The sequence below is a fragment of the Dellaglioa sp. CoH-57-MRSF-18 genome (assembly GCF_056781995.1).
Genome location: NZ_JBXAXX010000008.1, coordinates 19,986 through 32,731 on the forward strand (window position 1 = coordinate 19,986; position 12,746 = coordinate 32,731).

The following is a 12,746-nucleotide window of genomic DNA, read 5'->3' on the forward strand; positions in this document are numbered from 1 at the left end:
TCATTTCTAAGATGACCGTTCGCTCTCTCACCATTCTTTTTTTGTCAATAGCATGCCGCTCGTTTTAAAATATCGAGTTCCTCCCTAAGTCGTCGATTCTCCTCGATTAGGGCTCACTCATGATCCGAAGGGACCTTGGAATTATTGGGATCAGCCTGATTCATCCATTTAGTAACGGTGGAGACACTAACGTTGTATTCCTTAGCTAAGAAATCAGCTGAGCGGTTGTTTTTGTGTAGTAACATGATAGATGACTTAAACTCAGGCGAGTATCGATTCGAATATTTAATGGTCATAATAAAAGACTCCTTTGAAATAATTATAGTGAACAAGTTGTCCGTAATTACATCATAGGAGCCAACAACGGTTACATCCATTCTATGTCAGTAACAGTTAATTTTTATGTAAGCGCCGTCATGCTAATCCTTATACCCCGTGCTCAGGCACAGGCGTTGTATTTAATCCCCCTGTTTAGAGTATCGGGGGTAAGCAGGCATTTATCTTGTTAATGATGCAACTAAGTTTGGACAAGGATGATAAGCCATTTTTGATCGATCAGCCTGAAGATGAGCTTGATAATAAGGCTATCTATGATGAACTCGTTTCTTATTTAAGGCAACAGAAACAACACCGACAGCTATTTGTCGTTACTCACAATGCAAACGTTTTGGTTGGCGGAGACAGTGAATGTGTGACTTTAGCTTCAGAAGAGATGGATTCCAAAACAAGTAAAGGACGAAAATTTAAATATAGACAAGGCCCTATCGAAAATCCAGCTATGCAAACCGAAATTTGCGAAGTCTTAGAGGGTGGAAAACGTGCATTTCAGAAACGTGAAGAAAGATATGCATTCAGTAGAGGTGTTTGATAGAACAATGTGCGATGTTACTGATCCAATTAATGCTCTAAAACACTGGCTTTACGGGTTCAGCAATGATTAACGGGTAAACAGTTAATACACGAATATTCTGATAACGTCATTCCACTATAGATGTTGTTAAAGCAGAAGGATATGATGGCATTCACGAAAGTCGAATATAATAATTAAAGCCTTTCATTCAGGTCACAACTTAACAGTTGTGGCCTCTTTTTTGATACTGTATAATTAAAGGGTTAGAACCGTGTCATTACTTAATGACATAAGTAAGGAGATAAAAAGATGAAATATGGCTATGCGCGGGTCAGTACCACTGATCAAAAATTAGCAAATCAAATTGAGTTACTAAAATTGGCAGGAGCAGGAAAAATCTTTCAGGAAAAGTTTACCGGCACAACTACTGAACGACCGGAGTTTCAAAAACTGTTGCGCACTCTAAAAACAGGTGATACTTTGATTGTCACTAAGCTGGATCGGTTTGCGCGGAACACGCGCGAGGCATTAGCCATTATCCAAGAGTTGTTTAAAGAAAATGTCAAAGTCAACATTTTGAATATGGGCTTAATTGACAATACGCCGACTGGCCAATTAGTCTTTACAATATTTAGCGCCTTTGCGCAGTTTGAACGCGATATGATTGTCACGCGCACACAAGAAGGTAAATTGTATGCCAAGCAACATGATCCGTTGTTTCGGGAAGGGCGACCGAAAACGTATTCTGATGAACAAATCAGATTTGCTTATGAGCTGCGAAAACAAGGCATGACCTACAAGATGATTGAACGAAAAACGGGGATTAGTAAACGCACGCAGCAGCGACGGTTTAAGTTAATTGAGAAACCAAGTGATACTTCTAAAATCTAAGACAGGTGAAAGATCATGAAAAAGGATATTTTAAATTATTTACAATTTTGAGGACTTGGTAATCCGAACCTCAAATTACATCAGCTGGTTTAATTCCGACAGAATTAGAACGAGTGTTTAGAAAAAGATGTGCCATTTATTGACATAGGAGCATTTATTTTTATTCTAAGTTCTTTTTCCTCGCTTATATCTATAAAATCTATGTGGCTTTGGTCATAGGAAATCAGTTGGTTGAATTCTGTATCAGAGTCGTTTGGGGTAAATAAATATAATTCTGTAGCGGCTCCTTTTCCTTTATTAGTAACCTTGTAATGCATATAGATTGTTTGATCAGCGTTCTCCCCCTCGCTGGCATTCAGTTCTAAATCGTAATGTTTATAACTTGTAAAATTAGCACTCCCTATAAATTTGATATGCATATATGGCATTACAGATATCGCATTATCATTCACTCTAATCAAATCGGCTTCCTTTTTTTGTTTAGCGACTTGATTTTGTGTATACAAAATTGTGATAATAACACCTAAAAAACCTAAAAGAGATCCATAAACTGTGCCGAAGTAATTAAGACTAGATTCCCAACTTAAAACTGTATCTAAAGGAACATCATAAAATATTGGATGTAAGCTGATTCCTGAGACAACTTTTAAGAGAGGGTATAATGAATAAATCATCTCTCAAAAGGAAGGAATTTTTACATAGGTAGATTGTAAAATTTAAGTTGAACATATTAGTGGACAGAAAAACCCATAAAGGTCTTTAATGGTGTCACCACAACATTCCACTAGAAAGAAGGACCTTTATGGGCACCACTATTTTATCATTTGAAGACCGCGTTGTCATCGAAACACTTCATCATGAAAAACACTCACTTCAATATATTGCCGATTATTTAGGCTTTAGTAAAACCACTATCTTTAATGAGGTTCATCACTTAGCTGGTGAGTATAACGCAGTTAGGGCTCAAACTGACCATGAAGTTAAACTTAGTCATCGTGGTCGTAAAACCATCTTAACGACTAACCTAAAGCGATTGATTGAAGAAAAAATCAAGATCCAAAAATGGTCAATTGAACAAGTGGCTCATGTAGTTAGAATTGCCTACAAAACCATCTAAAGAACCCCGTGGTAGTTTTAGTCATGGACGTTCCATCGAAGATCGTCCAGCTGAAATTTCTGATCGTAATACTTCAGGTCACTTCGAAGCTGATACAGTTTTATCTGGAAAACGTAAAGGTCAAGCAGTAGCTACGTTTGTCGAGCGTAAGAGTCGGCTTACCATCGTTAAACGGCTTAATGGACGAGATAGTACTTCAATGACCAAGGCTATTTTAGAATTGGCTAACCAGTTAGGAGATAATCTCAAGACCCTTACTGTTGACGATGGGAAAGAATTCGCCAACTACAATTTGATTGAAGAACAGGCCGGTGTTCCGCTGTACTTTGCGCACGCTTATTCGCCACATGAACGAGGCAGTAATGAAAATCGCAACCGAGTACTACGCCGCTTCATTCCCAAAGGTCAACCGATTGATGAGATTACCGATGATGAATTGATTCAAATTAACTGGTATTTGAATTCCCGACCACTCAAATGTTTAAATTGGCGAACACCGATTGAGATCTTTTTGCGTAATCTGCGTTACTAAATTTGTTCAAGTTATTTCTTGCAATCTGCCTTATAATAAAGAGTGATTATTTTTTGCTTTTCATTTTTACATCGCGTGATTCCAAAGTGGAAACTTGCAAATCAAATTCTTTTTGTTCGTTAATAGATAACTGCTCGTAGAAAGAATGTATGGCCGTTTCGACAGACAAACGTTGATTTTCTGCATATCCAATCATTGACATTGCTTGAAGTTTATTTCTAGTATGGTTGCTAATTTTAAGATTGGTGTTGAACGTTACGGAACTAATTTCTTTATTAGTTGGTTTATCTTTTGCGGGATTCACGAAATCTGATGCTTTAGCTTGCTTTTCAGGCTTGGGAATACTACTTTCTGTATTATTTCTATTGGATCGAATTAATGAATTAGCCATGCTCAATCACCTCAATTCTTGATAGCAATTCATCAGTTACGTTTTTGTATACATCAAAAACCCTCTTGTCGAATTTGGAACCGAATGTAATTCCAGTAATTCCATACCGTTTGAGTCTTTGCATTGAATGAATTTTATTTTTAAATATGTTATCTTCACCAAATTCTGAAATAGCATTAGAAACTGTAGCTTCATCAACAGGTGCGCCTGCTTGGAGTAATACGGCTAATATGCCCACCAACTCCAGCCTAGGTGCTTTGTATTCATTAACTATTTCATCTTGAATATATTTAATAAACGCTTCTGCACCCTCAAAACTATGTTCATGAGTTTGCATAATAATTAAGCAATAATCAGATGCATACAGTGCACTATCAGTAATGAGACTTATTGTAGGTGGAATATCAATGATAATATAATCATATTTTTCCTTTAAAGGATTAAGCAATGTGTTAAAGGCTGTAACCCTATCTAAATATTCATGGTGTTTTTCCATATATCGCGGATATAATGCAAAATCAGGTGCAGACGCCAGCAAATCTAGATGCTCTTTAATATTAATTAATGAATTTGATAAGTCACCGTCTTCTATGCTGGCCATCAATGTTTTTTTAAAATGCCCTACTTCATTGCTGATATTTAGCTTAGTTTTTAGGTATAAGTTTGTGGCATTTCCTTGAGGGTCAAGGTCTACTAATAACGTTTGATAGCCGCGATTGCTTAATTCAAGGGCTACCATAGTCGAATTACTAGTTTTACCTACTCCACCTTTGAAATTGCCAAAGGTTATTATTTGGGTCATATGTTATGCACCTCCGTTTTTTTAATAGTAGCACTATGTAGTTCCTACTGTCAATAAGTCTAGTGCAATAGTTCTGTAGTGCAATAGTGCTAGCACTATCTAGTTCTAGTACTACGGAACTAAGTAGTTCAATAGTGCAATAGTTCTGTAGTTCTAGCAATTAGATAGTAAATTGGTTGGAAAAGCTGATATATCAACGCACTACAGAACTAGATAGTGCAGTAGTGCAATAGTGCTGTAGCCGTTGCACTATTGCACTACGAAACTATTGCACTATCTAGTTCTAGCACTACAGGACTATAGCACTACGTAGTGCTATTTAAAAAAATGTTGACATTATAGCAATAAAACAATTATAATTACATTAAACAAAAAAGCACCTCACAAATTGTGAGATGCAATCAAAATTTAATATAAAAAAAGCCACCCCCGATTGCAGTCGGGCGTAACTAAACAGTTTAATCAAATTAACTGTATTGTAGCATGTGTGGCGAATTTTGACAATGTAGAAGCCAACCTGCATGGATAAAGTCCAAACTAAATAGACACGTTTGCCAGTGCGACCGCAATAACAACTGGCTATATCACATAAGCAACGGCCTCGTATTGTGGGTGATGAATGGTGGTGACCACCAATAAGGGTCAGGGCGGTTTACTGGTGCTTACGAGCACGGTAACTAATCACAACGCTATTAGGGCAGTAATTAATAGGGTGGTTAGTTTGTCGAAAGACAACAGCTACGAGGTTAACTAAATACGTGAGACGGCCGATCGGTCAAGTAAATAGTTGAGTTGTACTCTAGTGCGACGCTTATTTTTTTATTTAAAATTTGCTCGTGACTAGGGTACAACTTTGCCATTCACCGCTCAACCAACCTCTCAATCAAGCAGGGGTGACCCACTAAGTCAACTAATTTGAGGAAAAATACATATGAAATTTCACTAACTTTTCTAAAAGAAGAATCCTATTAAATCAAGGTTTCGTATTGTTACTTGACCTATACCAATTTCATTTCACAAAGTTGTAAAATAAAGAGCCCACAACCACACGGATTGAGCGCTTTACTTTGTTTAATTTTGCATTATGTTAAGCAGCAAGTGGTATAGCTGCTTAACATAATGTCGCTTATCTAAACTAAAAAGCGCCAAACCTGAAATAAATAGGGTTTGGCGCTTTTTCTGTGATCACGTCTTGTGAATCTGGCTCAAATTAATTGGTCTACCTCTCACAATCCCAGCAACAAGGCTTTTGTCATTTGTGAAATTTTAGTCCGTGAGCGGTTTATGAGACGGCTGTTTGTGCTTTTTGCGGAGGCGTAAACGGACCACCAACTTGTGTTGGGCGACTTCTTCGTCAGACAAGGTTAACTTCTCATCAATCGAGAAAGAGGTCGTTTTATAATTTTTGGCCAGGACAACCGCATAAACAGCCTGGTCAACCTGGTCACTTTGTTCTGGTGTTAGGGCAAACGTATAGGATTTCTCGCCATACAAGATTGTTTTATCGGGCGCCACGCGCGTAAAGCGTCCTTTGATCGCATTATAGGTCATATATGCCTCCTTAATCACAAACCGCGTGATAGAACCTTTAAAATGATTTATCTAATAAAAAATGCCATTTAATGGCCAATTTTTATTATCAAAATTTCATTATTACATCAATTTATACACGAATATTATTTCGCTGTAACCCTACGCCCCGTAAGCATGAGGGTTGTTTGCCTGTTGGCTTTTTTGTAAATTTAACCCCCCTATTAGTGATTTGGGGGTTAAAGAAATTTTTTGAAGCGTCTTTAATTGTGAAAAATGACAGGTTAGCCAGGTTATTGTTGGCGTCACTGGATTTTAAAATGGGCCACCAGGCTTGCCCAGCGCACTGGCGCAAGCCTTTGAAACAGCAGAGCTGTTTCATGGCAATTATTGTTTATAATTATACACTGTCTTGCCCTGAAAGGAAACTTGCTTCAAAAAAAGACAAACAAAAAGAGCTGGTGTTCCTACGCACTAGCCCTTTTTACTAGAGAGGTTAGTCTCCATGTACTTTCTTCTATTAGCATTATAACATTATATTATTGGTATTTCAAAACATGATATACTTAAAAAGCTGTTGTTTCCTACTATAACTGCAACGGCAAGGAGGTTTAGACTCCATGATTTACTTTTTTCAAGAACTCACACAATTGTTCAACGCAATCTGTGTTGCTGTTGTGACGTTCGCAATTAAACGTTATTTTGATGATCTTAATGATCGTTAAAATAATGTGGGCACCTTAAGGGTGCCTTTTTGTTTGCTTTTATTGTATAACACCTATTAATTGCGATAGTCCACTACAATTTTTTTGTTATTATACACTTACGTTTACAGATTATTTTAATGTGGTTAAGCTGACACCAGCTTGCCCTGCGCGGGTAGCGTTCTGCATGACATGCTCCCGCTGAAGGTGATCATGCAATGATAGATTGCCCCGTCATGGCGTGACCCGCCGGAGGTTTTACAAGCCGGATAATAGGCGCTGTAAAATAGCAGTTTCCCCAGCAGGAAGGGGAAACGCTACGGTCAGCGCTTGTCGATGACTCGCCTCGCAGAGCCTGTCCAAAATAGCATTTTGGTATAACAGGCTATACCAGATTTTTAACGGTGTTATACTGGTCTTGGAAAATCTTTTTCGAGGAGGCATTTTTGATGGCACATTTAAAGAAAAATACGCGTGGCGCAGTCCCTGGTTTAGCGGTCCATTTTGAACGTAAAACTGTCCATCACACTAACAAAGAAATTGATGTGTCGAAAACCTATCTGAATCAGGAGCTCATGGCTGATGGTTCTGATATGCTTTCACGCTTCAATGCGCGTTTAAATGACGTTTATTGCATGAAAAGAGACGATGTAAAGGCGTTAGCGACTTGGATTGTCACTTTACCTGAAGAACTCGCAGAAGCGTCCTACGAGCAACAGAGCGCCTTTTTTGAAGCAACCACAGCATTTCTAAATGACCGTTATGGTCAAGAAAATGCCGTGGCCGCTGTCGTGCATTATGACGAGACAACCCCTCACTTGCACTATGCCTTTGTCCCAGTGGTTTTTGATGATAAAAAGTCACGTGATAAAGTATCCGCTAAAGAAGTGCTAACGCGGCAGGATTTGCAAACCTTTCATGAGGATTTAGATCAAGATTTAAAAAAAGTGCTGCCATTTTATGAACAAGGGATTTTAAATCACAAAACCTTACCGTTTGAGAATGTCGCTGAAATCAAAAAATACAATGATCAGTTCAACGCTTTAAAAACGGAACTAGCTGACGTTGAAGAAAATATTAGGGCTAAACAGGCCGTACTTAAAATCACGGATCAAGCCTTAACGGAAGTTGACTTAGCCGAAAAACAAATTGATGATTTTAAACAAGCCTTATCTAAAAACCTTTTTGGTAAGACGGTGCTTAAACCAGATGACTTAGATCGCTTTAAAAGCGTGTTAGCCACGATGAAGAAAGCCACCCTACAAAGCAAGCATGAAACGCAAGAACTCAAACAAACGTTAAGACAAGTCAAAGCGCAATTAGCAGACGTCCAAGCAGACTATCAAAACCTAAAAGAAACGCATCAAGCGCTTCAGAAGCGGCACAGAGAACAGCAACAGCTGGATTATGCTATGCGCGATATGCTTAAAAATGATTATGGTGTCGACAAACTATCGCATACTGATGTGGAGGCTCGGTATGTTCTTTATAAGCTGGATCATGAAGAAATCACTAAAAATAAGAAAGCGGCTCAGTCATGGTTAAAAACCTTGACGACAGCTAGAGAAGATCCAGACACCAAAATAGCGCCAACTAGATTAGATCGCGGTATCGAACAAGTTAAAGCATTAATTAATCGAATCATTGAATTAACGCGTGATATTTTTAAAGGACCAAGTCTTTAACGTTTAAACGGTTTATTTGCCGTTCTAAGCGTTTTTAACCACGCAACGTATAAATAATCATTAACCACTTTAAAATGGCACTATTGGCTTAATAAGTGGCAATCTATGTTAGATAACTAGGTAGCCGGCATTTGAAATGATTCAACACAAAAAGAACACCACGTACAAAATTTATGTACAACGGTGTTCTTTTTGTTTTTTATTTTATTGAATCAATAAAAAGGCGGAGCCTATTATAAGTTTATCTTTTATATTTTAATCTTTTGTTCTTTTGCGCGGTTAGAAAGTGTGTTTTATCAAGGATTTTCAGAGTTATACCCCTACAAAAAACTGTGTATACCCCTACAAAAAACTGTGTATACCCCTACAAAAAACTGTGTATACCCCTACTTTTATTTTGATTTTGTAGTAATAAAAATGCATAATAAAAGCATGAAGAAATTATCTTTGGACAGACTTTCTTCATGCTTAATCCAAACACGCAAAGGAGCGTATCTATATGTCTATTATACCAGAATCCAAAACAAGGCAGGTACAGACCTTGAATGACTTATCAAAACGAAAAGTAGTTGAACATAATAGCCTCATTACATCGATTGCCAAAATGGATAAAACCCCACTGAAAATGTTTGAATTAGCTGTTTCTTTAATTGATACAGACAATCCCCCTCAAGATCAGACCGTGTATCTATCAAAGAAAGAATTATTTGCCTTTTTTAAGGTAGATGATAATGACAAGCATAGTCGCTTTAAAGAAGTGATTGAAAAGATGCAAAAACAAGCATTTTTTCAGATTAAAAAAGAACAAGATAAAGGTTTTAAGTTTGTTAGTATTGTGCCAATCCCGTATGTAGAATGGACGGACTATCATGATGAGGTATTAATCCGATTTAGTCCTGAAATCATGCCTTACTTAATTAATCTCAAAACTAATTTTACGCAACATGCTTTGTCAGATATTTCAGAATTAAATAGTAAGTATGCTGTTATTTTATATCGTTGGCTATCAATGAACTACAATCAGTATGAGCATTACAGTGTTAAGGGTGGACGGCGAGAAGAACAAGTTGAAAATTATCGCAATCCAACTATTGGTATGCGAGATTTACGAGAAATGACGGATACTGTAAAAGACTATCAAAGAATTGATAATTTTGAAAAAAGAGTGTTAAAAGCAGGACTTGATGAAATTAACTCATACACTTCTTTTAATGTCACGTATGAAAAAGTAAAAAAAGGACGTAGTATTGATAGCATTGTCTTTCATATTACAAAAAAACAAGTCGCAGATGATAGTAGTTATAAATTAGGTGATCGAGATTATATTGATGGAAAGATAAGGCAAGAAGAAAGTGAAAATGAATTAGTTTTGCAGGCAATGGACAGTCCATATACAAAGCTACTTATGGAACACTTTTTATTATCATATTTGGATCTCATGGATAAAAAAATCTTAGCAGGCTTACAAAAAAATGTTTATCCCCTATATGACGAATTAAAAAATTTACGAGGAGTAAACGGTGTCAAAGAGCACTTAGCATATATCCGAGATAAACAAGATGACTATTCTAAAAAGAATATTGCTAAGTATCTTAAAAAATCGATTGAACAGTATCTACCAATCGTTAAAAGGCAGGATATAGATCATGAGTGAAAATTTAAAAACAATTCGAGAACTTGCTGAGGAGCTGGGAGTCTCAAAAAAGAAAATACACTACCAGGTGTCTAAATTAGATACTGATTCGATACAAAGATTGGATGGCACTATATACCTTGGTAAATCTGCAATATCAAAGATAAAATCAAACATGGGTTACTCTAAAGTGTCTGAATTAGATAGTTTAGGTATCCAAAACGGACGCGAATTAGATAGTGGATTAGATACTGAAAAAAACAAGTTGCTTAATGAAAAGTCTGAACAAATCAATTATCTGAAAGAACAACTGATTAAAAAAGACGGTCAGTTATCTATCAAAGATGAACAGATAAAAAGTCTAGTCGAAATTCAGAATCAGACACAAAATCTACTAGATCAGCAACAACGGCTAGCCTTACAGGACAAACAACTGCTCGAAGAATACAAGGCAGAAATTAAGGACTTGAAAGCCTTAACGATGGCACCGTATGATGATGGTGAAAAAGAAGTGACGCCAGACAAACAACCGGAACCTGAAAATAGCACCCCGGAGTCACAACCTAAACCTAAAAAGTGGTGGCGTTTTTTTCGAAGAAATTAATATAATACGATAGTAAAAAGACAACTAAAGCAGACGGTTTAATCATGGGTATGCAGAGTTCCCTACATACTGTGGTCTATAAGCACAAAATAACATGATTATACTAAAAGTAACATACTTGGAAGTGAGGATATAAAAATGCCAGTTGCATTAAAGCCTGAAAATGTCATCAATAAAATGTTTTATCGGCTACCGCTCGGAGATAATCGTAAAGCGGAAATAGCTAATTTGCTGAAAGATTTGATTACTGAAATTAATGATGAAAATACAGAAGAAACCAACAAAGGATATATTCGAGATTTTTTAAGAGGTCTCGGTTTTCAACAAGAAGGATTTAAGGTAAACGCTGAAGGACGGATAGATCTAGTAATCTCGAAAGAAAGTGTTAATTATGTATTGTTAGAAACGAAAAAATTAAGATCACCAGACATGATTTCTGAGTCGCATATAAATCGAAAAGCTTTGCATGAGCTAATTCTCTATTTTATGAGAGAAAGATTTGGTGCAAGCAATACTCGGATGACCTATTTAATTGTCACGGATGGAGTTGATTGGTTTATTTTTGACGCTGCTTTATTCAATAAGATTTTTGCGAAGAACAAGCATTTTGTGAATAATTATTTCGAATCTCAAGTTGAACAAGCAACGTTAGACGTAACTACATCTGATTTTTACACCAATATTGCAGCACCGTTTGTGGAGAAACACAAAGACGAATTGGAATATGTTCATTTAAATGTAAATAATCTATTTCAACAGAATGGCGAAATAAACGAAACCAGAGCTCGACGATTCATAAGAATGCTTGCTCCTGAAACGTTAATGAAGAGGTCATTTGTGTCTGACTCAAACGTATTGGATCAGAAGTTCTATGACGAATTGCTATATATAATAGGGTTAAGAGATCGAAAGGATGATAAGGGAATTGAACGATTGCCCGAATCGGATCGTCAATCAGGTTCTTTGACGGAATTGGTTTACAAGGCATTTGATTCTTCTGATTATCGTTTTGATGATGAAGAACAAAAGTTTGATTATACAGTCAACATTGTATCGACGTGGGTGAATCGAATCTTATTCTTGAAGTTACTAGAAGGTCAATTGATGAAATTCAACAACGATGATATCAAGTATAAGTTCATGTCGAATGAAAACCTCAGCAACTTCAATCGATTAAATGAATTGTTTTTTGGTGTACTAGCAAAGCCTGTTGATCAGCGCGGAAGTTTAGCGAAGAAATATGAGTATGTTCCATATTTAAATTCGTCGCTTTTTGAGAAATCAGTTACAGAATCTACGTTGTTAATCAAGCCTTCGGATTTATCGGATGATGAAGAATTATCTCTGCGAAGCCGGTCAGTTTTGCTCGACCGTGTGACAAAGGGTACGAAAAAGTTGCCAACGTTAAGATATCTTCTAACGTTTCTTGATTCGTATGCGTTTAACACAGATGGTAAATCTGTGAATAATGAAAGATTAATCAATGCGTCCGTGTTGGGTTTGATTTTCGAAAAAATTAATGGATACAAGGATGGTTCCTTCTATACCCCCGGATTCGTAACATCGTTTATGGTTCGGAAGGCAATAGACAGGTCAATTATTGATAAGTTTAGGGCTGACGGATTTAAAGTAAATTCAATCGCTGATATTGCTGAAGTCACTCCGGAAAACAAAGAAAAGGTCCTTAGTGTACTTCGGAATTTTAAGGTGGTGGACCCAGCAGTTGGCTCAGGTCACTTCTTGGTGTCCGCCTTGAATTACTTAGTAAAGTTACGGGCTAGGTTACGCCTTCTTCCGGCAGAAATTCGGATGGATGTCAATATCGAAATTGAAAATGATGAGTTAGTCGTAGTTATGCGTGATGACGAAACATACTTTACCTATAGTCGTGGATCTGAAATGCGTCAGGCAATCCAAGAAACGTTATTTAAGACGAAGCTGGATATCATTGAACACAATTTGTTTGGGGTTGATATTAATCAAAACTCCGTCAATATTACTAGGCTT

General features: G+C 37.0%; 10 protein-coding genes and 2 pseudogenes. 8 read left to right on the forward strand and 4 right to left on the reverse strand.

All coding sequences use genetic code 11. The features are described from left to right. Positions 1-484: 484 nt before the first annotated feature. Together AC1RPG_RS07495 and AC1RPG_RS07500 are read left to right on the forward strand one after the other, a co-directional pair. Positions 485-868, forward strand: a pseudogene (locus tag AC1RPG_RS07495) (TrlF family ATPase); the annotation flags it as partial. Between the two features lie 291 nt (positions 869-1,159). Then, positions 1,160-1,741, forward strand: a complete 582-nt coding sequence (locus AC1RPG_RS07500) for a recombinase family protein (RefSeq protein WP_014216283.1) — start codon at positions 1,160-1,162, stop codon at positions 1,739-1,741. Positions 1,742-1,845: 104 nt separating this feature from the next. Here AC1RPG_RS07500 and AC1RPG_RS07505 read toward each other — a convergent pair whose 3' ends face one another. Next, positions 1,846-2,415: a hypothetical protein gene (locus AC1RPG_RS07505; RefSeq protein WP_481762424.1), complete on the reverse strand. Its 570-nt coding sequence runs from the start codon at positions 2,413-2,415 to the stop codon at positions 1,846-1,848. 128 nt (positions 2,416-2,543) lie between these two features. Here AC1RPG_RS07505 and AC1RPG_RS07510 point away from each other — a divergent pair. Then, a pseudogene (locus AC1RPG_RS07510) lies at positions 2,544-3,390 on the forward strand (IS30 family transposase). A 46-nt stretch (positions 3,391-3,436) separates the two neighbouring features. Here the strand turns inward: AC1RPG_RS07510 and AC1RPG_RS07515 are convergent. The 3 genes from AC1RPG_RS07515 to AC1RPG_RS07525 form a co-directional block, all read right to left on the reverse strand. Continuing rightward, positions 3,437-3,781, reverse strand: coding sequence for a DUF5388 domain-containing protein (locus AC1RPG_RS07515; protein ID WP_284065014.1), 345 nt, complete (start codon positions 3,779-3,781; stop codon positions 3,437-3,439). Next, positions 3,774-4,583: a ParA family protein gene (locus tag AC1RPG_RS07520; protein ID WP_284065013.1), complete on the reverse strand. Its 810-nt coding sequence runs from the start codon at positions 4,581-4,583 to the stop codon at positions 3,774-3,776. The genes AC1RPG_RS07515 and AC1RPG_RS07520 overlap by 8 nt, the downstream gene beginning before the upstream one ends. Positions 4,584-5,849: 1,266 nt before the next feature. Then, the gene (locus tag AC1RPG_RS07525; RefSeq protein WP_481762425.1) at positions 5,850-6,134 is read right to left on the reverse strand and encodes a hypothetical protein; all 285 of its coding nucleotides are present in this window, start codon (positions 6,132-6,134) and stop codon (positions 5,850-5,852) included. Positions 6,135-6,301: 167 nt separating this feature from the next. Between AC1RPG_RS07525 and AC1RPG_RS07530 the strand changes: the two genes are divergently transcribed. From AC1RPG_RS07530 to AC1RPG_RS07550, 5 genes are all read left to right on the forward strand, one after another. Next, a complete protein-coding gene (locus AC1RPG_RS07530) occupies positions 6,302-6,604 on the forward strand; it encodes a hypothetical protein (protein WP_068853205.1) in 303 nt (100 codons plus the stop codon). A 662-nt stretch (positions 6,605-7,266) separates the two neighbouring features. Next, entirely contained in the window at positions 7,267-8,502 is a 1,236-nt protein-coding gene (gene mobV / locus AC1RPG_RS07535) for a MobV family relaxase (protein WP_481762426.1), read from the forward strand. Between the two features lie 499 nt (positions 8,503-9,001). Beyond that, positions 9,002-10,156, forward strand: coding sequence for a RepB family plasmid replication initiator protein (locus AC1RPG_RS07540; protein WP_150309677.1), 1,155 nt, complete (start codon positions 9,002-9,004; stop codon positions 10,154-10,156). Continuing rightward, entirely contained in the window at positions 10,149-10,739 is a 591-nt protein-coding gene (locus tag AC1RPG_RS07545; RefSeq protein WP_481762427.1) for a DNA-binding protein, read from the forward strand. Before AC1RPG_RS07540 ends, AC1RPG_RS07545 begins: the two co-directional genes overlap by 8 nt. Positions 10,740-10,877: 138 nt before the next feature. Then, positions 10,878-12,746, forward strand: a 1,869-nt coding sequence (locus AC1RPG_RS07550) for a type IIG restriction enzyme/methyltransferase (protein WP_481762428.1), incomplete at its 3' end; no start/stop codon positions are given.

What these genes read in the sequence shown, in the direction of transcription:
- AC1RPG_RS07500 (WP_014216283.1), top strand. Translation starts at nt 1,160, where the DNA reads ATGAAATATGGCTATGCGCGGGTCAGTACCACTGATCAAAAATTAGCA.
- AC1RPG_RS07505 (WP_481762424.1), bottom strand. Translation starts at nt 2,415, where the DNA reads ATGATTTATTCATTATACCCTCTCTTAAAAGTTGTCTCAGGAATCAGC.
- AC1RPG_RS07515 (WP_284065014.1), bottom strand. Translation starts at nt 3,781, where the DNA reads ATGGCTAATTCATTAATTCGATCCAATAGAAATAATACAGAAAGTAGT.
- AC1RPG_RS07520 (WP_284065013.1), bottom strand. Translation starts at nt 4,583, where the DNA reads ATGACCCAAATAATAACCTTTGGCAATTTCAAAGGTGGAGTAGGTAAA.
- AC1RPG_RS07525 (WP_481762425.1), bottom strand. Translation starts at nt 6,134, where the DNA reads ATGACCTATAATGCGATCAAAGGACGCTTTACGCGCGTGGCGCCCGAT.
- mobV (WP_481762426.1), top strand. Translation starts at nt 7,267, where the DNA reads ATGGCACATTTAAAGAAAAATACGCGTGGCGCAGTCCCTGGTTTAGCG.
- AC1RPG_RS07540 (WP_150309677.1), top strand. Translation starts at nt 9,002, where the DNA reads ATGTCTATTATACCAGAATCCAAAACAAGGCAGGTACAGACCTTGAAT.
- AC1RPG_RS07545 (WP_481762427.1), top strand. Translation starts at nt 10,149, where the DNA reads ATGAGTGAAAATTTAAAAACAATTCGAGAACTTGCTGAGGAGCTGGGA.